Source organism: Sunxiuqinia sp. (assembly GCF_055140945.1).
The window spans coordinates 51,766-73,549 of sequence record NZ_JBSQYS010000018.1 but is presented as its reverse complement, the minus strand read 5'-3'; the positions used below and the strand labels follow the sequence as shown (position 1 = coordinate 73,549).

Below are 21,784 nucleotides of genomic sequence, written 5' to 3'. Positions count from 1 at the left end.
CTTAATCAATCAATTCGGCATTACTTTTTAACAAGCCTTTCAGTTTTAGCAACTACATCATCTTTAGTAATTAAAGTCATGAGGTAGATACCACTGCGTAAGTCACCCAAGTCAATGTTAGTGTTAGGGCTAACAATGTCTTTCACACGTTGACCAGCAACGTTTGTAACAATGATTCGTGAAAGTTTATCAGCATTATCAACAGTAACAAATCCATCAAATGGGTTCGGATACACGTTGAACTCGAGAGAACCACTTGGCTCTTCAATACCAGTTGCAAAATCGTCACCAGTAATGAAGTTCCATACTGTATCGTCAGTCAGTTCAGCACTTTCATTACCTGCAGCATCAGCTACAAGACCAGCGTCGAACGTCACATAGTATTCTGTATTTTTATTCAATCCACCTACTTCAGGATCATAAGTGTAGTCTACAGTAACTGTAGATCCGTCCACCATGCCAGAAGTCAATGGGATAGTAAGTACAGGCGTTGTTCCACCTACTTTAGTAATGTAAACATTACCGCTTCCTGCTACAACATCTTCATCAAATGTTACAGTAAGTGTTGGGTGGTTATCAGGGATTGTAGTTCCATCCTCAGGAGAATAAGTAGCAGGCATTGGGCCAGTATTGTCACCTACCGTGTAAGTGAACGTAGTTTCGGTCAATGCATTTCCACCCATATCCATAATAGTAGAACCAACAGTCAGCGTCAAGTCATCTCCATCAGCACCTGTCATCGCAACTGTAAATTCAGTTCCGGTTCCAGGAGTCACGGTACCACCAGTGATGTCTCCATCCACGATTGTTACTTCACGGTTGAACGTTAATACAACGTCGAACATTTGTTCCATATCATCACCTGAAGCAGGATCAGCAGTAACCATTAGTTCTTCTACTTTCGCAGTATCAACAGCCTCACATTCGTGAGCATCCATGATTTTGATTTCAGTTTCGCCAACCATCAATGAATCAACCACTACAGTTTCTGTAACTTCACCCATATCAACTCCACCTATCATTAACATGTAAGGAGCAATACCGCCTTCAATATCAGAAATAGTCAATACAGTTCCTTCAACAGAGAAGGTAGCAGTTAACTCGTTTTGAACAGGAACGAACGTTTCAAATACAACTTCAGAGATGCATCCAAACTCGTCTTTCACCTGGAAGTTATAGTGACCATCACTTTCGTTGTCATCACCGTAAGTTAATCCAGTACTATAAACATGTGTTGCAGTACCATCTTCCTCATTGAATGCCATCCATGAACTCCAAGCTCCAACAGTGCTGGCACCTTCAACTTTTTGGTAACGAACCATCAAGTCACGTCCTTCTTCTGCAGTAGCAGTAATACGTACAGTTGGTGAAACTTCACCAAAGCAAGTCAAGTCCTTTATGTCAGCAATAACAACAGGCTCAGGAGTTTCGATCATGATTGTATCATAAGACATACAGTCGTTCGCATCTCTCGCTTCAACAACGTAAGTATATCCTGACTCAACAACATGTGAGCTATTCAAAGTCCAGGTTCTAACCAATACATCGTTACGATATACCTGATATTCAAATGTACCTGTACCTCCACTAACCGTTACAATATCCAAAATACCAGAAAGGTCATTAGCACAAATGAATGCGTCTTCATCAATAACCGCTTCGATTACGAACTCTTCTGGCTGATTAACAGCGATGTAGAATGGTTCAGCTTCACAGCCTTTAACGTCAATCGCTGTTACAGCATACATATCTTCCATTCCCATAACAGTACTAGTATCGTCAAATGATGCAAATACCCCACCGATTGTATTACTAGTACCATCAAATCCATCACCATCATTGTCGAATAGGTAAGAAACAGCAGTACCATCATATTTTGTTCCCTCTACCTTATAAGTAAATGGAGCGCCATTGCCACCAACCACATTTCCAATAGTAATTTTACCATCTTCTACGCCGTAGCATGTAGCTTCAATTGCAGTAGTGTCAGTTACAACGATTTCAACCGGCTCGTCAATAACTACACGGTGTTGATCAATAACAGCACCAGAAGTACGAATCTCTCCGCCTTGGAAACAACCATTCGCATCAACTACCCATGCTATGAATGTACCTGAAGGAACATCATCAAACACAGGAGAATCTTGCCATAGGTTAGCGTTATTTACATCAGGCATCATTTGATATGGGTGCTCTGGGTCAGGAGATACCTGAGATTCAGTGTATGCATATACATATGGAGCAGTTCCACCTTGAACTTGAATTTCGAATGATCCGTCAGCACCACCATTACAAGTTACATCTTTCAACCACATTGTTTCTGTGATTTCTAATGAATCTGGCTCTTCAACTTCCCATGATTCTAATGCACCACAAGAAGAAAGTGTATAACCAGCATCATCACGGATATATAAAGTATAGTGACCAGCATCAAGAGTATCAAACGTAAACTCAGTAACAAACTCTCTATCAGCATCCAAAGGACCATCATTGGGTTCCCACAATGTATTATCAGTTGGATCATACATGGTATTATTATGACTTACTAATTGGAATTGGTATTTACCTGATCCACCAGTAACATCAGTAATAATCATTTTACCGTTATAGGCGCCATAGCATTCTGCGTCTTCGATATTTACAGTGTAAGCAAATTCAGAAGGCTCTGTCAATGTAACAGTTGTCTCTCCATAACAAGCGGCTGTATTAACATCTACAGGGAATGTGCTATTGCGAACCATAATGTCATATTCACCAAACTCGATTCCTGTAAAAATATGAGATTCATCAGTTACAGAAACCCAGCTACCGTCATCTAATTTGATTTCCAAATCTTCTCCTAACCATCCGCCTGCAATATCAACAGTAATTGTACCGTCAGCTGCACCACAGTCAGAAGGCAACGTATTGGATGTAGTCAATACCCACATATCTGGCTGTTCAACCATAACAGTATCAATAACTGAACATCCGTGAGCGTCTTCTACTTTAACTACATACTCACCAGCAGCAACCTGGAAGGTCTTTGCGTTAACAGTATCATTAAATGCATAGGTTCCATAAGATACTCCGTTAGGATCAGTATTATTAATAGTCACCTTGTAGGCATTACCATCGGCGATCCATTTTCCATCAGTATCCTTTGGAGTTTCAAAGTTATGATCGTCAACATCAAATGCTTCATAAGTTCCACCTGTTCCTCCAGAAATAGAAACCATTATTTCACCATCCTCCTCGCCATAACAGCTTACATGTAAACTATCAAGCGCCAACATCAGTTGATCTGGAGATGTGACAATGATTTCCATTGTATCTGCAGGGCAAGAAACTGGCAATGTAGTGTCATCAACAACTAACTTATAAACACCAGCCTCTAAATCAGCATAAACCGGTGAAGCTTGTTTCGCTGAACCAATTAAACCCGCACCTGATGTATGATCAAATCCTTCTTCTTGAGTTAATGTATAACGGTAATCACCATTTCCACCTGTTACTGAACCAGTAACGTCTATTTCACCATTTGCGTCATCGAAACAAGCAACATCAGTTACCGCAACATCACCAATAGTGATAGATTCAGCAGCTGTAATAACGATCTCTTCTGTTTGTACAATATTTTGACAAGAGTCACGAACTCCAATGTAGTAAGTTCCTTCTAATACTTGAATAATAGTCGTGCTATCATTGTCAGCATCATCATTGAAGAATGGCTCCCAAGAAATAGTAGATCCAGGATTGCTAAAAGCTACAGGGTTATTTGCCACTGCATATTCGTAACGTGTTGAAGGGCTAACGGCAGTACCACCTGTTACCTGAACAGAAATAAATCCATCCCAATACTCATTACATGTAGCATTTGAAACAGTAACGTCTACTAATTCCAATTCTGGGTTCTGTTTAATCTCAAGAGGGTAAACATTCGTCCAGCATCCGTTTGGACTCATTGACGAAATGTAATATGTTCCGGCAGGGAACAAGTCAGCATCAACACCTTCATCAGCAGGTTTAAATTCAACACCACCTGCTTCATCAACAGTATTCACATACAATGTATAATACTCAGGATTGAACGCATATGATTGAGAAATAATTGAAGTATCAATAGCTACCTCATCACCATAACAATCGATGAAAGGAGCAGAAGCAGAAATAGTTTCCGGATCTAAAGCGTCAATTGTAACAGTTGTTGTTTCTTCACAACCATTCATATCTTTTACACTGATATCATGATCACCTTCAGTCAACGCAAACGTTGGGTTACCTACAAAGTATGGAGAACCATCAACGGAATACATATAGTAAGGATCGTCATTTGAATCCAGGAATGGAGTACCACCAGAAACATCAATACTTACGTTACCGTCGTTTCCATCAGGACAAGTAGGTTGATTGTCTTCAACTAATGTAATTGAAATTGCAGAAGCAGGTTCTTCGACCTCAGCAGCTTTATCAATAACACAACGATCTGTATTATCTTTGTCTCTTACATATACGACATAATTTCCAGCTGTTAAGTCTTCAAAAATAGTTTGATCATCAGACCAAGTTGTTCCATCCAATGAAAACTGGTAATTAGTTGCACCACTTAAACTTGTTACATCAATCTCACCAGTATTGCCACCATTACAAGCTACATCTGTAATGACCAGTGAATAGGTAATCTCATCAGGAGACATAACAGGAATTACGTCAGTTCCATCAGTATTCATATAGTCATAGGTACAAGTTCCATCGGTCAGTACCAACGTGTAATACGCAGGATCTAATCCGGCAATAGTATCTCCAACAGCTGTTGTAGCACCAACCTGAACACCTGAAGCATTAAACACGTCAAATGTCCATCCACTGTAATTTGTATCATCAACAGTAGTCGTTGTTGTTCCTTCAGTAATTGTTTCAATCCAGATTTGTCCGTCCGGAGTTTCGTTACAAGGAACGTCTTTATAATCTACTGTAAAGTCAACAGCTTCTGGTTGATCTACCGTGAATTCGAAATCACGAGAACAAAGGCTGTCCATTATAGTAACAGTATACGTTCCGGCAGCTAAATCACTATAAGTGTAGGTAGAACCTGTAACTGTATCTAACTCAGTTCCGTTTAATTCAACAGTATAACCTACAGCTTTGGGGTTACCACCAGTTGGCTCAACAGTAATTGAACCGTCACTGCCACCATAACATGTTACATCAACAACGGTAGAACTAAGAATATCAATGATAGATTCTTCTGCAATAGTAGCAGTCATCCAGTATGTTGAAGGACCAGTTTCAGCGTCGTTCAACAATTTAGCACAACCGTTAGCATCGTCAACAGCTATATAGTACTTCCCAGCTGGGCGTAATACAGTAGCAGCAGAAAATTTATACGCATTTAAAGTAGCGTCGCTAGGATTGTTAATTAACTTAGTAACTACAGCTGTAAAATTAGCCTCAGGAACTACCCAATATGTATATGGAGAAGTACCACCATCAGTATAAAACTGAATCTCACCATTTCCACCGAAACACTCAGCATCAGCACTGTCAGCATCAAACGTTAATGGATCGGCCGAACCGACACTGAAGGTTAACATGTGAGAAATACATCCTGTATCCGTATTTCTTGCAATAACAGTATTACTCGCTGAAGGAGCAGTAACATTCAACATGTTGTTTGGAGTCCATGCACCACCTGCAATATCGTTATCATTGAATAAATATTCAATATTTGTTCCTGCAGGAGAAGTAACTTCTACATCAACGTTTCCGCCATAGCATAAAGCATCGCTATCACCTACATCTACAGTAGGTGTATAAATTTGCTCTGCAGTTAACACACCGCCAATAAATTCAAGATTATTTACAGCTTCATAACCAGTACCACTCTCCCAGTAATACTTACTAGAAGCATTCCATGACATAGTAGTTGTATACGAAGCTTTTGGAGTTGCATTAACTACCTGAAATTCCAATTCCAGAATTGCAACTTCACTATCATCCGGTTTAATTTCATGGTGAGTGACAGCATTATCACCCCACACAATATTAACTTTTCCGGGTGTAGTTTCAGTTACTGAAACTAAAGCTGGAGAAGCGTTCAATGGAAGTCCGCTTGTACCACCTGTTAACCATGTTGCGCTAACAAAGTCGAAATCTCCAAGCGTATAATCCAAATTTAAATTCAGGCTGTCTAGATTCACAAAATCTATAACAGAGACCTGTACTTTGTAACTATTATCTTCGTTATAACAAACAGTTGTTACAGCGTCGACGCTAGTTGTGATAGTTTGTTGCGGAGGCGTACCGATAGGTTGCGTCTGTGCCATACTTTCAGCAGTTGACGCAAACATCAGCATACTCACTAGCATAAAACTAAAGAGCCGAGTAAATGATTTTCTCATAGCATTTGTTTTTTAATTGTACTTAATTGATTGATTGATTGTATTATATCATCCATATTCATAAATTTCTAATACGGCCAAGGCATAACTTTCGCCAAGACTTTACAAACCTATAAAATTTATCAGCAATGTACAAGCGTTTTTTCGCATAAAAACAAAGATTTTTTACACAAATTAACAAACACCAAAAACCCCCAACTGCGGAGTATATGCAAAGTTCCCACGCTTTCCATTTGAAGATTAACTTAATAATATAACTAGTAATCGGGATTTTATGACTCCATTGAACACCGCAAATCTTCCTTCAAATTCGAAGAACGTACACCTGAAAATAACACGCGATACAATATTTTTAAGATATCTTTGTTTTTATAACACATGGGAAAGATGAAGTTAAAAACAACTGATAAACTGATGGTTACAATTGCAGCAAGCCTCTTATTTGCAATTTCGTCATGTAAAACCTGCAAATGTCCGGCCTACAGCCAACAGTTGGATGAGAAAGAAAATATAGAACTCGTTACTCCTTCAACGGTTGACGCAAACAATACAGAGAAACTGATCTTAAACAACATAGCCCAAATTGAAAACGAACACTCCAATTTACAGTTTTCAGAAGCTTTTTTGAACTATGTTTTAAAACACGTATGCAGTTGAGAAAAGTACAGCGCAAACTAAGGTCACGGACCTATTTGATATTTTCGGTTTCGCTTCTATCACAAATTGTTAAAGACTCGAAACATCACACTAAATTATTCGCACTACTTAATTCGGGCATTTTTTTTACCCCATACCCGGATGAGACTATTTCTACAGAACACGGAAAGCCCACCACTATTTCCAATTTTACGACGGAACACCGCGCTGCCCGCACAGTTTGCTTTCAAACACGACAGCTAAAAACCGTAATAATTCAATACATTTCAACAACTTAGGCGATTTTAAACCCTCTGAGAATTGAATATTTTAAGCGGACACGTGGAATTACGCAGTATTTTTATTTTAAAACCACTTATCAGAAGCCTAATTTGAGCGGGCTATACAATTATATATACAACCAATAAAACTCATCGGATAATTTGAGACTGCCATTAAGTTCACCTTGAACCTAATTTGGAATTTCAAAGGAAACATTAACTGAATTTTAAGCTCTCGTGAAAATAAATAAATCAAAATCGAAAAATTTGATCATCTAGATTTTAGTTAGTTATTTTGTGGGGCTTTGAAAAAAACAGATAAAAGCTAATAAATCAAAAGAATAATCTTTCATTAATTTTAAATTATCAACTATGTCAAAAATTAAAATCGGTATCAACGGATTTGGTCGCATCGGTCGCTTTGTTTTCCGTCAAGCTATTGCAAAAGGAACAATTCAAATTGTAGCAATCAACGACTTGATCGATGTAGACTACATGGCTTACATGCTTAAATATGATTCAACTCACGGGCAGTTTGACGGTGACGTTGCTGTAAAAGACGGAAAATTGATCGTAAATGGTGATGAAATCCGCGTAACAGCAGAAAGAAACCCAGCTGACATTAACTGGGGAGCTGTTGAAGCTGAATACGTTGTTGAGTCAACCGGTCTTTTCTTAACGAAAGAATCAGCTCAAGGTCACTTGGACGCAGGTGCTAAAAAAGTAGTCATGTCTGCTCCTTCAAAAGACGATACTCCAATGTTTGTTATGGGTGTTAACAATGCATCTTATACAAACGAAATGAATTTTGTTTCAAACGCTTCTTGTACAACAAACTGTTTGGCTCCTGTAGCTAAAGTATTGAATGACAAATTCGGTATCAAAGAAGGTTTGATGACAACTGTTCACGCAACTACTGCAACTCAAAAAACGGTTGACGGTCCTTCTATGAAAGACTGGAGAGGTGGTCGTGGAGCTGGTCAAAACATCATCCCATCTTCAACTGGTGCCGCTAAAGCTGTTGGTAAAGTAATTCCAGAATTGAACGGAAAATTGACCGGTATGGCTTTCCGTGTTCCTACTCCTGACGTTTCAGTTGTTGACTTAACTGTTACATTAGAAAAAGGTGCTTCATACAAAGAAATTTGCGCTGCCATGAAAGCTGCCTCTGAAGGCGAATTGGCTGGTGTACTTGGTTATACGGAAGATATGGTTGTTTCTAACGACTTCGTTGGCGACACTCGTACTTCTATCTTCGACGCTGGTGCTGGTATCTCTTTGTCTCCAAACTTCGTAAAAGTTGTTTCTTGGTATGACAATGAAATGGGTTACTCAGCAAAAGTTTGCGAATTGATCCAATACATGGACTCAGTAAAATAATTACTGAAACCAATTAGAATATTGAAAAGGCATCCGTTTGGGTGCCTTTTTTTTGTCATACAACTTAACAAAGCTGCTTAAGCTCAACAGTAGCTCAAATTGCGAAGATGACTATTCATACCTCAAACTCTCAATCGGATCCATGCGTGCTGCTTTCTGAGCAGGATAATAGCCTGAAATAATTCCAACAGCAAAACACAACAACACCCCGGTAAACATCCACAACCAAGGCACAATAAACTGACTATCAATCATCATTGAAATGATATTGCCGACCAGAATTCCAAAAATGATGCCTACAACACCTCCAATTTGACCTATCACAACGGCTTCAATTAAAAACTGCTGACGCACTAACGAAGAATTCGCCCCAATCGCTTTCCTGATACCAATTTCGCGAGTTCGTTCCGTGACCGAAACCAGCATAATATTCATCAAGCCAACCGCTGCGCCAAAAAGAGTAATGAATCCAATGATAGTCGCTACAAGTGTGATATTTCGAATATTATTCAATAGCATATTAACCAGATTATCACTCTTTTCAATATTGAAATCTGTTTCATCAGTAGGTCGTAAATTTCTTACGTTTCGAAAATCAGCTTCGGCCTGCCCGATCGCAGCCTCAAACAATTGAGCATTGTCAACCTTAATCTGAATGTTGAAATTCATTTGTGGCCTGGAAAAATAATTCCGCACCGTATAATACGGTAGAAAACAAATCTCATCTCCACCACTGCCAAAACCACCACCTTTTGGCTTGAGTATGCCAATTACCTCATAACGCCCGGCTCCAATACTTACCTCTTTATGAAGCGGATTTTCATTCTTATCAAACAGCCTATTAACCAACCCACTACCTAGCAACACTTTATTCAAGCCTGACTCGATATCCGTATTGGAAAAATTACGCCCTCGTTCTATTTCAAATCCTGATGTTGCCAGGTAATTTTCGTCAACTCCACGAACGTTAACATTCGGATTCGATTTCTTTGTTTGAAACTTCACCGTCGCATTTCCGGTACCATCAACCGAAATAGAAACTAAGGCAGGAAAACTAAAGCGCTCCTTAAATTCCTGTGCCTCATAATAACTAATGTATTGATGATTTTTTTTCCGCACCCGGCTTTCACCTTGCTGAACCTGTATTGCCCGCGAAGTAACTGTAAGCGAATTCGCCCCCATAAAGTTAAACTCATTGGTAATAGAAGCCTTTATCGAATCAATAGCAGTTAGTATTCCCACAAGTGCTGTAATTCCAATTGCAATAATCAAAACGGTCAGAATGGTGCGCAATAAATTCGACTGAATGGCATTCAACGAAATTCTTAAATTCTCAAAGACTAATGTTTGATATTGCATAATAATATTTTTCGAACTGGTAAGATCACTAATTAAAAATACTAAAACAATGAATTCATCAACAAACTTTTCGAATTTAAAAGACTATTTTTCATCGAATACACGAAATTTAAGTTCAATTTTTCGTCAATCGGACCAATCAAAAACTAAAACAAACCAACTCCAAATCACTATCAACCAAAACAATAAACAAGACAAATCTTCAATTAATCTTTTTTAACATTTATAAACTAACCTTTTGCAACCTCTCACCGTTAAAAACACCTGTGTGCTTAAACAACAACTTTAATTACTGAAGAATTTTTTCGAAAAGATAACTGCATGGTATATCAGTTTAAAATAACATCTATTGAAAATTCGGAGTTTTTACGCGTAATTGAAATAGATGCGGAAAGAAGTTTTGCTGATCTGCATTGGTGCATTCAAAATTGTTGTCAGTATACTTCAGATCAACTTGCCTCTTTTTTTGTTGCGGGCGACAATTTCGGAATACAAAAGGAAATTACATTTTTAGATTGTGGCAAAAACGGTTCCCGGATTGAGGTCATGGGAAAAACCAAGCTACATGATATCCTCTCTGACACAGGGCAGCGATTGCTGTATGTGTTCGATTTTTTTAGTGACAGATCTTTTTATATTGAATTAACTGAAATTTACATGAAAAAGCATCTTCAAGAAAACCAAGTCACCGAGATACAAGGTGATGCCCCTGCACAAGTACTGGAAGAAGAACTCCAGGACCAGGGTCAAGTAATTCTCGAAACGGAGAATGGTTACCAAGATTATGGTGATTTAGATGATTATACCGAAATTTTTGGAGAAATGGAGGATCTAATCGAAGGGGACTAACAGGTCCCCTTCCTGTTTTTAGGTAAAACCTTTACCTTTGCCCTTCAACTATTCAAACAATGCGCAAAACACTAATTGTTATTCAAGGGCCCACTGGTATTGGAAAAACAACACTAAGCATCGGGCTTGCGAACTATTTCAACACCGAAATAATTTCATCCGATTCCCGCCAACTATTTAAAGAGCTTTCCATTGGAACAGCTGTTCCTTCTCCAGATGAGCTGAATCAGGCTCCTCATCACTTTATCCATTCACATTCCATTCACGAAACCTACAATGCGAGCCGCTTCGAAAGCGAGGCCATAAAATTAATCACTGATTTGTTTGAAACGCATTCAACTGTGATTCTAAGTGGTGGCTCCATGCTCTATGTTGATGCTGTATGCAACGGGATTGATTTCCAGCCGGATGTTGATCCTGAAATTCGCAAACAACTAACACACGAATTCGAGGAAACCGGATTGGAGCACCTGAGGCTGAAACTGAAGCAACTCGACCCCGCATATTACGAAAAGGTCGATTTAAAGAATCCCAAGCGTATTATACGGGCTCTTGAAATATGCATGATGACTGGCAAAACCTTTACGTCTTTTCGAACTAAAACCGTAAAACAACGCCCATTTAAAATTATTAAAATTGGCCTGAACATGGATCGGGAGCAACTTTATAACCGAATCAATAAACGGGTTGACCAAATGATGAAAGAAGGCTTGGAGGACGAAGTGCGCCGAGTATTTCCTTACAAAAATCTCAACTCATTAAATACAGTCGGATACAAAGAACTATTTGCTTACCTGGATGGCGAGATCACCAAAGAAAAAGCGGTGGAGCTGATCAAACGAAACAGCCGCCACTACGCTCGAAAACAATTGACCTGGCTACGAAAAGATGAAAACATACATTGGTTTGAGCCCCATCAAACAAATGAAATCACTAAGTTTATCGAAAATAATAGTGCAGAATGAACCAGCAAGCCAACGCAAAATTCAACATTCGTGTTTACGGACTCTTTGTGAATAAAGAAGATGAGGTATTATTAACTGATGAATTTCAACTCAATACAAAAATGACGAAATTTCCCGGCGGCGGGCTTCAATTTGGAGAAGGCACAATTGATTGCTTAAAGCGTGAAATGCAGGAGGAGTGCGATCAGGAAATTGAACAAATAGTGCATTTTTACACCACCGACTTTTATCAGAAAGCACGCTATTTTAAAAATCAACAATTGATCAGTATTTATTACCAGGCCATGCTAAAACCGCCAGTCAACTTTAAGATCTCAGTTAAAGCTTTTGATTTTCCTGAACTAAAAAACGGAAATCAATCCTTTCGCTGGGTTAAAATAAAAGAGCTAAAAGCTGATGAATTATCTTTCCCAATTGACAAACATGTTGCAAATTTGCTGATCCAACAAACAGAAGAGTAAGTTTAAATAGTGCAAATAATTTAGTGTCATGTTTCGAGTCTTTAACAATTTGTGATAGAAGCGAAACCGAAAATATCAAATAGGTTAGTGACCTTAGCCAAAAACCATGATCAAAACTGTAAAAATAATTGGCCCAGCCTATCCGTTCCGTGGAGGATTAGCATCCTACAATCAACGGTTGGCAGAGGAGTTTCAGTCACAAGGGATGAAGGTTGAAATTGAAACCTTTACGGTTCAATACCCCAATTTGTTGTTCCCGGGGAAGTCGCAATATGTAGATGAATCTGCACCCGACAATTTAAATATCAAGCGAACCGTCAACTCTGTGAACCCGATTAATTGGATAAAAGTTGGGAAACGTATTCAAAAAGAAAAGCCCGATCTACTAATGGTTCGCTACTGGCTGCCGTTTATGGGCCCGGTTTTGGGTACAATTTGTCGTCTGGTGAAAAAAAATAAACACACCAAAGTTATTTGCTTGGCTGACAATATCATTCCACATGAAAAAAGGCCGGGAGACAAGGCACTTACGAGCTATTTCATGAAAAGCATTGATGGAATGGTTGCCATGTCACAGTCTGTCCTCAACGACATCGATACCTTCAACCCCAAGCTTCCTCGGGAACTTTGTCCTCATCCGCTATTTGACAATTTCGGAGAGAAAATTCAAAAAGAAAAAGCCAAAGACTTACTTCGACTTGAGCAGGGAGTTAGTTATTTACTTTTCTTTGGTTTTATTCGCGATTACAAAGGACTAGACCTTTTATTGAAAGCAGTTTCGGATGAGCAAATAAAAAAACTACCGGTCAAACTAATCATTGCCGGTGAGTTTTACACAAAGCCCGAACCCTATCTGCAAATGATAGAAAGTCTCGGATTGAAAAATCACGTTTTACTACATACTGACTTTATCCCCAACGAAAAAGTCAGTCAATACTTTAGCGCATCCGACCTGGTGGTACAACCATACAAGCATGCCACCCAAAGTGGTGTAACTCAAATTGGCTATCACTTTGAAAAATCGATGCTGGTAACCGATGTTGGTGGCCTTTCCGAAATTATTCCCGACAAAAAAATAGGTTATGTAGTCGCTCCAAACGAAAAAGCAATATCCGATGCAATATTAGATTTTTACGAAAAAAATCGTCAGCCGATATTCGAAAAAAATATAATTGAAGAGAAGAAAAAGTTTTCGTGGACCAATATGGTAAATGCTTTTATTTCCGTTTACAACAAACTAAACCAGATCGCATGAAGCAAATAACTAATCGAATTGAGCAAGCCATTGAACTAAAAAGAGCCTTGCTTGCAAACGAAGAAATTTTGAATGATATCAAACGAGCTATCGACGAACTGGTTTCATGCTATCAAAAAGGCGGCAAAACACTTTTTTGCGGGAATGGCGGTAGCGCTGCCGACGCCCAACATCTTGCAGCTGAACTGGCCGGCAAATTTTATATCGACCGACCTCCGATACAAGCCGAAGCCTGTCACGTCAATTCTTCATTCATCACGGCTTATTCAAACGACTACGATTTTAAAGTAGCCTATGCAAGATATATTGCCGGAGTTGGAAGAGCAGGCGACATCTTAATCGCAATTTCAACATCAGGCAACTCTGAGAACGTTGTCAATGCAGCAAAAGAAGCTAAAAATATCGGCATGAAAGTGATCGCCTTAACCGGAAAGCTTGGCGGCCAACTAAAAAGTGTTTGTGATATACTTATACCAATTCCATCCGTTGACACCCCCAGAATTCAGGAAGCCCATATTTTTGTTGGGCATGTTATTTGCGAACAAGTTGAAAAAGCCTTGTTTGACAAGCACCAAAATTCCTAAAAACTGAACAAATTTGACCAGTTAATACTTTATTAATGATTCGTGAAATTTAATTTGACTTACAGGGATCGGCCTCTGTTTTCGAAAGAATTAAAGTATATTTACTTTTTGCAAAAAAGAATAGCTTTTCGAGGGATTGAAGGATGGATAAAAACAAACTACAGACACAAGCTGAGCAACGGTTGATTGCTGATTACTATGAGAATCTTACAAAATCATTTGATCAGCGAATCACCGAGGAGGGAAGAGAACGGATTCATAAGGCATTTGAATTTGCAAATAGTGCTCATGCAGGTGTAAAACGAAAATCAGGCGAGCCATACATTGTTCACCCTATCGCAGTTGCAATGATTGTTTCTCAGGAAATAGGACTCGGAGCAACGTCCATTATTTCAGCCATTTTACATGATGTGGTTGAAGACACCGATTATACAACCGACGATATTAAAAACCTATTTGGTGAGAAAGTGGCAAAGGTCGTTGACGGCTTAACCAAGCTTTCGGATGAAATCACCTCTCAACACGACTCCAAGCAGGCTACCAATTTTCGGAAAATGCTAATGACCCTTTCCGATGATATTAGGGTTATTTTAGTAAAGTTGGCTGACAGACTGCACAATATGCGGACTTTGGATAGCATGCCAACTCCAAAGCAGTTAAAAATTGCAGCCGAAACACTTTATATCTTCGCCCCTATGGCTCATCGGCTCGGGCTATATTCCATCAAAACTGAACTGGAAGATCTAAGTCTGAAATACAATCAACCGGAAACATATAATCAAATTGTATTTCGATTAAGAAACCAACAGGAACGAAGAGAATATTTGGTTAATGAGTTCGTCCAGCCCATCCAGAATCAACTCCAGAATGAAGGTATCGATTTTACAGTCTCCGGACGATTGAAATCCATTTTTTCAATCTGGAATAAAATGCAAACCAAAGGGATTTCATTTGATGAAATATACGATTTACTCGCTATTCGCATTGTCTTTAAGCCAAAAACAAACATATCCGAAAAACGCCAATGCTTTGACATCCTCTCTCTGATAACTGACATCTACAAACCCAAACCCGACCGTATCCGCGATTGGATCACAATCCCAAAAGCCAATGGATACGAAGCGCTCCATGTGACCGTAATGGGACCTCAAGGAAAATGGGTTGAAGTGCAAATCAGAACAGAACGAATGGATGTTATTGCCGAACGTGGTTTTGCCGCTCATTACAAGTACAAAGGTGTTCATTCGATTGAATCGGAACTAGATAAATGGCTCGAAAAAATTCGCGAGACACTTCGCAATCCGGAGTCTGATGCATTAGAGTTTTTGGATGAATTTAAAATGAACCTCTATACTTCGGAAATCGTCATTTTTACCCCAAAGGGTGACATGATACCCCTTCCGAAAGGAGCAACAATTATTGACTTAGCTTACGAAATTCACACCGATCTTGGAAATCATTGCATTGGAGCAAAAATCAATCATAAATTGGTTCCGGTAAGCTATGTCCTGCAAAGCGGAGACCAGGTTGAAATCCTGACTTCAAAAACTCAGGCGCCGGATCTGGAATGGCTCAAGTTTATGAGTACTGCGAAAGCGAAAACAAAAGTCAAACAAGCATTCAAACTTGACAAAAAAAGACACCTGGAAAAAGGTCAGGAGATCATTGAAGAAAAGCTCAAACAATATAAGATAAAACCGTCGGCTGATACCTTGAAAAAACTCGCTGCACACTACAATTTATCTAATAAAGACCAGCTTTACGCTCATGTGGGAATGGGATTTATCCAGATCGACGATTTAGAAAGTATCCTCAAAACGCGACGGGAAAACAAATTAGCAAAGTATTGGAAAATTTCATTCGGGAAAAATAAAAACAATAAGGGGGGCGAGTTGGAGCTCATGCTACCCAAAACTCAAATCAACAAGAAAAATACATTCTTACTCAAAGAAGATCCTGATGAACGCAATTACACGCTGGCTAAATGTTGCCAGCCAATTCCGGGTGACGATGTTTTGGGTTACATGACCTCGAATAACCACGTAATTATTCATAAAACAAAATGCCCGGAAGCCAATAAATTAATGTCGCAACATGGCGATCGGATTATCACTGCCGAATGGACTAATTTTAAAAAGCGCTCTTACCTTACCCGCATCAAAGTGAGTGGATTCGACCGAATTGGAATCGTGAACGAGGTAACTAATATTATCTCGAAACAAAGTAACATCAACATGCGAACGGTGATGTTTGACACCCATGACGGTATCTTTGAAGGCGACCTATATATATACATTCACAATCTCGGTGATTTAAACAAATTGATCGCACGACTAATGAAAATCAAAGGGATAGATACGATTGAACGGATCGAGAATATTGAAAATTAATTTTTATTTAGTCTAAACAATCTTAATTTTTTACTATTTTTGAGGCTACAACGCAAAACTGTTTTGAGTATGAATAGCCATAAGACAAAAGATACTGTGAAAAATATGTTCACAGAATACTTGGAGAAAAATGGTCACCGGAAAACCCCCGAGCGATTCGCTATTCTTGATGAAATTTATTCCCGCGAAGGTCATTTCGATATTGAGTCACTTTATATTTCAATGAAAAATAAAAATTACCGGGTAAGTCGGGCAACCCTCTACAATACCATTGACTTGTTACTGGAATGTAAATTGGTCGTAAAACATCAATTTGGTAAAAACATCGCTCAATTTGAAAAAGCTTTCGCAACTCTTCAACACGATCACCTCATTGATACAAGCACCGGAATAGTAAAAGAGTTCTACGATCCACGAATCCGGGAAATCATAGAAGAAGCTTGTTTAAAGTATAATTTTAAACTTTCGCACCACACGTTATACATCTATGGCGAAAGCCTCGACTCTTAAAATATATTGTAAACTCATTATAAATAAATCGCCTCTGATGAATCGGAGGTTTTTTTATGCCTAAATGAAAAAATAATTTGTAATTTTATTGGCCAAATAATTTTCATTTTGGCACCGTGGAAATCAGTCTAATTTCAGGCTTTATTTCTGCGGTTCATTATGTTTGAAATATTGTAAACTACATAAAATGAAAGTAGATGTTATCTTAGGTCTCCAGTGGGGAGATGAAGGAAAAGGAAAAATTGTTGATGTCTTAACCCCTAAATATGATGCCATTTCAAGGTTTCAAGGAGGACCAAACGCTGGACACACACTTGAAATCAACGATTTCAAACAAGTTTTACACTCAATTCCATCGGGAATTTTCCACGAAAATAAAGCTAACATTATTGGAAATGGAGTTGTTCTTGATCCGCTTGTTTTTAAGAACGAAATTGAGTCGATAAAAAAACATGGTATCGACCTGCATAAAAATCTATACATTTCGAAAAAGGCACACCTGATTTTGCCAACCCATAAATTGCTCGACGCTGCTTCGGAAGCCGCAAAAGGGGACACCAAAATTGGTTCAACCTTAAAAGGTATCGGTCCAACGTACAAAGATAAAATTGGACGGGATGGCCTTCGGGTTGGTGATTTGATTGAGAACTTTGACGAAAAATACAAAGCTCGCATTGATGCGCACAAAGTAATTCTGGAAAAACTTTACCAATTCGATTATAAACAGCTACTTGAAGAAGTAGAAAAAGAATGGTTCGAAGGCATTAAAGTATTGAAAGAATTCACCTTTGTTGACAGCGAGCACATGATTGACGACCTGATTCAGGATGGTAAATCAGTACTGGCAGAGGGTGCACAGGGAACCTTGCTTGATATCGACTTTGGTTCTTACCCATTTGTAACCTCATCAAACACCATTTGCGCCGGAGCATGTACCGGACTAGGGATTGCACCGCAAAAAATTGGAGAAGTGTTTGGGATCTTTAAAGCATACTGCACCCGGGTTGGAATGGGACCATTTCCGACCGAATTACACTGCGAAACCGGACAAAAGCTGCGTGATGCCGGAAACGAATATGGATCAACAACAGGCCGTCCGCGTCGTTGTGGCTGGTTAGATTTAGTCGCTCTAAAATATTCGATCATGATTAATGGCGTAACCCAGCTTTTCATGATGAAAGGAGACGTATTGGATACCTTCGAAACCATTAAGATATGTGTTGGGTACGAGATTAATGGTGAAGTGATTGACAAATTCCCTTTTGAACTGGACGACAACGTAAGGCCAATTTATGTTGAACTTCCCGGCTGGGAAACAGATTTAACAAAACTGACTCACCAGAATGAGTTCCCGGAAGAACTAAACAACTACATCAGTTTTATTGAAGATGAAACAGGGCTTCCAATCACCATTGCATCTGTTGGTCCAAACAGGGCACAAACAATTCATATTGAAAAGTAAACAAGAATTTTCTTCCGATAGTTAAAAGAGCCTCCCAAAGGGGCTCTTTTGTATTTTAAATTGATCTTAAATTCATTTTTCAGACTTTCAATTTTGAAGTTTAAATGTTACATTTAGCCTACTTATTCAGATTGCTTGAAAAGAGATTGAATTTAAACCTCAAATAATGAGTTATCATTGTGCGGATAACTTAATTATTTTGATCGAATTAAAAACAAACCAATTGATATATGAATATATCAGTGATAAATACATGCGGTTTGATTACAATGCAAACAAGACGGTTTGTTTTATTTTGAGTACTTTCAAAAGCGTCATCACAACAAGTAACTTGATATACAAATACTTACTATAAAAAAATCAGAGACGTTTATGGAAATAGTTCGACCGACGCTGATTCTCGATAAAGAGGTTTGCTTAAACAACATTAAACGGATGGTTGACAAAGCTTCATCCAAAGGTGTATTTTTCAGGCCACATTTTAAAACCCACCAATCAGCAGAAATTGGAGCGTGGTTTCGCAATTTTGGTGTTCAAGCCATCACGGTATCATCAGTGGAAATGGCTGAATACTTTGCCGATCAGGGGTGGGATGATATTACCATTGCAATTCCAATAAATATTTATGAAATCAATCAAATAAATTCGCTGGCAAAAAAAATAAAACTCAACTTACTAATTGAGAATAAAGATATGCTCATTCAGGTTGATAAGTTTATAAAATCGCCTGTTGGAATGTTCATTGAAATTGACACCGGACACAACCGAACAGGCATAATGGCCAGTAAAACAAACCAGATTGATGCTTTAATCCAAATTATTTCCAAAAACAAAAACCTCAATTTCAAAGGTTTTTTGACGCACGGTGGGCACACGTATAGAACGAAATCCAAATATGAAATTTTCAACCTTCATTTTGATGCCTTGTTAAAAATGCGTTCACTAAAAAACCGCTATCTCAAGGATTATCCAGACTTGATGGCTTCTCTGGGCGATACTCCTTCAGCTAGCATTTGCGATAATTTTGACGGAGTTGATGAATTGCGACCAGGCAATTTTGTCTTTTATGATTTAATGCAGTATAATTTAGGGAGTTGTAATTTCAACGATATTGCCATCCGGCTGGTTTGCCCGGTTATCGCCAAACACGGATCGAGAAACGAAATCACCATATATGGCGGAGCCATCCATATTTCAAAAGATTCAATTATCAACATTGACGGGAAAAATTTATATGGCCAAATCGTTATCAGAAAGGGAAATGAAAAGATTTTGCTGAACGAGAAAAATTACCTCTGGGATATGTCGCAAGAACATGGCATTTTAAAAATGACTTACAAAGATTTTGACTTAATAAAAGTTGGTGATTTGGTTGAGATCATTCCTGTTCACAGCTGCCTGACTGCGAACCTGATGGGTAAATACATTACAACTGACGGAGAAGAAATAACGACCATCCAACAAAAAATGCTTTAATTTTCAATCGCTCTGCTCAGTGCTTCCAGGTAAAAGCTTAATGGATATAATTTTTCATCGTACCAAAGCGATGCAAAATAAAGACCTATGGGAGATGGCCTCAACCCATTTCGTTTAAAAGAAAGATTCAACCACATCAATCCATCGTCACAAGCTTTTTGATGTTCGCTCCCCGTCAATGCCGCAACAGCCAAGGCAGTCTCTTCCATTGTGCCAACAACACCTTTGTCACCACCCCAGCTTCCATCTTCATTCCGGGCATGAACTAAAAATTGCTCGCCACGACTAATCAATTCACTTATTCTGCTTTTTAAACTCGAATTTATCCATTGATGATTATTGGCATCCCCTAAATAAGTTAATACGCGAGCCGTTCCGTAAACCGGATTCGAATGATCGCTGGTTAATTGATTGCCAAACCAAAGAGGAGTCCAACTGCCATTTGCTTGTTGGTTTTTCTCTAAATACTTTATCGCTCCTGAAATTGAAGCACAAAATTCTTTTGATTGTTTACGATTCAACCCATCACCAACCGCCTCTATTGTTGCGGAGAGCGCCAATAGAGCATGCCCCGTCAAATCAGCACAACTTTGATCAAAAGGCAATTTACCCCATCCTCTTGAGAAAGTCGGAAAGCCTCCATCGTGGTTTTGCAGGCCTACCAGCCAATCGCAACCAGCAACAACAGGCGCCTGAATCTCGCCAATTGGTTTTAGCTTTAACAAGGTCAGAATTGCCCCGGGAGTATCATCACCATCAGGAACCGCGCCAGAATGGTTCGTCCATCCCCAACCACCTGGCAGACTCCCATTAAATGGATGAACTTGCTTATTTTGAATCCGCAACAAATGGTTTGCGATCTGATCCTGCACTTCCAGAGCAAGCACTTTGTCCTTTTGATTCCGTAAAGCCCTAACTGACAGTCCGGTTACCCAAGTCGACAAATCCACATCAATAGGCCAGCTTCCATCATCACGTTGCGTCTGTTTCAAAAAACCGATCCCATTTCTTACAACCTCCAAGTCTCCATAGCCTGCTTCAATTAAACTTAAGCACACAAAAGCCGTCAATGGTATTGCCTCCAAAAAACCTCCGCTGGCAGGTGCCAAACGATCAAGTAACTCAAGTGATTTCCTGACTGAGCGATTTCTTACGAAGCGACCAAAAGCACTCGATTTCTTCTTCTTGAAGATTACAATGCCAACTGCGATCAAAGCAGGAATAGCATAGCTCACCACGCTTAAATTTAAAAATCGATAAAGGCCTCTTGGCAACAAAGCCATTTCAAACGGCAGTTGTGGAACACGATCAAATGCTCGTTCATCAGGCACTCCACACAAGCCGCACATCGTTAAAATTGGAACCGAAAAAGTATAATCTTTTCGATAGTGCTCTAAAATATAGTCGCCAACCTGCGATGATTTTGTATCGATCCCCTCAGTCAATAAATACTGTCCAACTTTGGACTGCAACAGGGCCACATCGGCCTTTGAAGTTGAGTACAGATTTGTTGCGGCATAAACCAACAAACTGGTGCTTACATTTCCCGGACTTTGGGGAGAATCACCAAAACTACCATCGGCGTTTATATTGTTTTTCAACCACTCAAAACCCTTAGCAATTTCAAGTTTAAATTGTTCTGCATCATAAAAATGAAAAGCGGCAATAGCGACAGCCACACCAAGTGCGCTGGATGATAATTCACCGGACCAAAAACCCTGCGGATTCATATCCTTCACCAGAATTTCAGCTAACTCATCAAACCTATTTTGCAGCTCTTGTTTTTCCATATAACC

Annotated in this window: 14 protein-coding genes; 11 read left to right on the top strand and 3 right to left on the bottom strand. The window is 39.1% G+C overall.

Annotated elements, in window-relative coordinates:
- Positions 1-20 precede the first annotated feature (20 nt).
- Positions 21-6,380, bottom strand: a complete 6,360-nt coding sequence (locus ACTB00_RS10480) for an Ig-like domain-containing protein (RefSeq protein ID WP_463299872.1) — start codon at positions 6,378-6,380, stop codon at positions 21-23.
- Between the two features lie 387 nt (positions 6,381-6,767).
- Here ACTB00_RS10480 and ACTB00_RS10475 point away from each other — a divergent pair, with 387 nt between their 5' ends.
- The gene (locus ACTB00_RS10475; protein ID WP_463299871.1) at positions 6,768-7,037 is read left to right on the top strand and encodes a hypothetical protein; all 270 of its coding nucleotides are present in this window, start codon (positions 6,768-6,770) and stop codon (positions 7,035-7,037) included.
- A gap of 632 nt (positions 7,038-7,669) precedes the next feature.
- Complete coding sequence (gene gap, locus ACTB00_RS10470; protein WP_463299870.1) at positions 7,670-8,677, top strand: type I glyceraldehyde-3-phosphate dehydrogenase; 1,008 nt, start codon at positions 7,670-7,672, stop codon at positions 8,675-8,677.
- A gap of 111 nt (positions 8,678-8,788) precedes the next feature.
- Here the strand turns inward: gap and ACTB00_RS10465 are convergent, their stop codons facing one another.
- Positions 8,789-10,036 carry an ABC transporter permease gene (locus tag ACTB00_RS10465; RefSeq protein ID WP_463299869.1) on the bottom strand — a complete coding sequence of 416 codons (1,248 nt, stop codon included), beginning with the start codon at positions 10,034-10,036 and terminating at the stop codon, positions 8,789-8,791.
- 321 nt (positions 10,037-10,357) lie between these two features.
- Between ACTB00_RS10465 and ACTB00_RS10460 the strand changes: the two genes are divergently transcribed.
- The 9 genes from ACTB00_RS10460 (at position 10,358) to ACTB00_RS10420 (ending at position 19,988) form a co-directional block, all read left to right on the top strand.
- Positions 10,358-10,885, top strand: coding sequence for an IS1096 element passenger TnpR family protein (locus ACTB00_RS10460; protein WP_463299868.1), 528 nt, complete (start codon positions 10,358-10,360; stop codon positions 10,883-10,885).
- A 59-nt stretch (positions 10,886-10,944) separates the two neighbouring features.
- Positions 10,945-11,850, top strand: a complete 906-nt coding sequence (gene miaA, locus ACTB00_RS10455) for a tRNA (adenosine(37)-N6)-dimethylallyltransferase MiaA (RefSeq protein ID WP_463299867.1) — start codon at positions 10,945-10,947, stop codon at positions 11,848-11,850.
- Positions 11,847-12,311: an NUDIX domain-containing protein gene (locus ACTB00_RS10450; RefSeq protein WP_463299866.1), complete on the top strand. Its 465-nt coding sequence runs from the start codon at positions 11,847-11,849 to the stop codon at positions 12,309-12,311. Before miaA ends, ACTB00_RS10450 begins: the two co-directional genes overlap by 4 nt.
- A 106-nt stretch (positions 12,312-12,417) precedes the next feature.
- The gene (locus ACTB00_RS10445) at positions 12,418-13,566 is read left to right on the top strand and encodes a glycosyltransferase (RefSeq protein WP_463299865.1); all 1,149 of its coding nucleotides are present in this window, start codon (positions 12,418-12,420) and stop codon (positions 13,564-13,566) included.
- Positions 13,563-14,150, top strand: coding sequence for a D-sedoheptulose-7-phosphate isomerase (locus ACTB00_RS10440; RefSeq protein ID WP_463299864.1), 588 nt, complete (start codon positions 13,563-13,565; stop codon positions 14,148-14,150). Before ACTB00_RS10445 ends, ACTB00_RS10440 begins: the two co-directional genes overlap by 4 nt.
- Before the next feature lie 143 nt (positions 14,151-14,293).
- Complete coding sequence (locus tag ACTB00_RS10435) at positions 14,294-16,540, top strand: RelA/SpoT family protein (RefSeq protein ID WP_463299863.1); 2,247 nt, start codon at positions 14,294-14,296, stop codon at positions 16,538-16,540.
- Positions 16,541-16,609: 69 nt separating this feature from the next.
- Positions 16,610-17,050, top strand: a complete 441-nt coding sequence (locus ACTB00_RS10430) for a Fur family transcriptional regulator (RefSeq protein ID WP_159523182.1) — start codon at positions 16,610-16,612, stop codon at positions 17,048-17,050.
- A 187-nt stretch (positions 17,051-17,237) separates the two neighbouring features.
- On the top strand, positions 17,238-18,512 hold the full coding sequence (locus ACTB00_RS10425; RefSeq protein WP_463299862.1) for an adenylosuccinate synthase: 1,275 nt from the start codon (positions 17,238-17,240) through the stop codon (positions 18,510-18,512).
- A gap of 372 nt (positions 18,513-18,884) precedes the next feature.
- Complete coding sequence (locus ACTB00_RS10420) at positions 18,885-19,988, top strand: alanine racemase (RefSeq protein WP_463299861.1); 1,104 nt, start codon at positions 18,885-18,887, stop codon at positions 19,986-19,988.
- Here ACTB00_RS10420 and ACTB00_RS10415 read toward each other — a convergent pair.
- On the bottom strand, positions 19,985-21,778 hold the full coding sequence (locus tag ACTB00_RS10415; RefSeq protein WP_463299860.1) for a hypothetical protein: 1,794 nt from the start codon (positions 21,776-21,778) through the stop codon (positions 19,985-19,987). The two genes, ACTB00_RS10420 and ACTB00_RS10415, sit on opposite strands and share 4 nt — an antisense overlap.
- Positions 21,779-21,784 lie beyond the last annotated feature (6 nt).

Coding starts and splice junctions, on each gene's coding strand:
- ACTB00_RS10480 (WP_463299872.1), bottom strand. CDS start 6,380: ATGAGAAAATCATTTACTCGGCTCTTTAGTTTTATGCTAGTGAGTATG.
- ACTB00_RS10475 (WP_463299871.1), top strand. CDS start 6,768: ATGAAGTTAAAAACAACTGATAAACTGATGGTTACAATTGCAGCAAGC.
- gap (WP_463299870.1), top strand. CDS start 7,670: ATGTCAAAAATTAAAATCGGTATCAACGGATTTGGTCGCATCGGTCGC.
- ACTB00_RS10465 (WP_463299869.1), bottom strand. CDS start 10,036: ATGCAATATCAAACATTAGTCTTTGAGAATTTAAGAATTTCGTTGAAT.
- ACTB00_RS10460 (WP_463299868.1), top strand. CDS start 10,358: ATGGTATATCAGTTTAAAATAACATCTATTGAAAATTCGGAGTTTTTA.
- miaA (WP_463299867.1), top strand. CDS start 10,945: ATGCGCAAAACACTAATTGTTATTCAAGGGCCCACTGGTATTGGAAAA.
- ACTB00_RS10450 (WP_463299866.1), top strand. CDS start 11,847: ATGAACCAGCAAGCCAACGCAAAATTCAACATTCGTGTTTACGGACTC.
- ACTB00_RS10445 (WP_463299865.1), top strand. CDS start 12,418: ATGATCAAAACTGTAAAAATAATTGGCCCAGCCTATCCGTTCCGTGGA.
- ACTB00_RS10440 (WP_463299864.1), top strand. CDS start 13,563: ATGAAGCAAATAACTAATCGAATTGAGCAAGCCATTGAACTAAAAAGA.
- ACTB00_RS10435 (WP_463299863.1), top strand. CDS start 14,294: ATGGATAAAAACAAACTACAGACACAAGCTGAGCAACGGTTGATTGCT.
- ACTB00_RS10430 (WP_159523182.1), top strand. CDS start 16,610: ATGAATAGCCATAAGACAAAAGATACTGTGAAAAATATGTTCACAGAA.
- ACTB00_RS10425 (WP_463299862.1), top strand. CDS start 17,238: ATGAAAGTAGATGTTATCTTAGGTCTCCAGTGGGGAGATGAAGGAAAA.
- ACTB00_RS10420 (WP_463299861.1), top strand. CDS start 18,885: ATGGAAATAGTTCGACCGACGCTGATTCTCGATAAAGAGGTTTGCTTA.
- ACTB00_RS10415 (WP_463299860.1), bottom strand. CDS start 21,778: ATGGAAAAACAAGAGCTGCAAAATAGGTTTGATGAGTTAGCTGAAATT.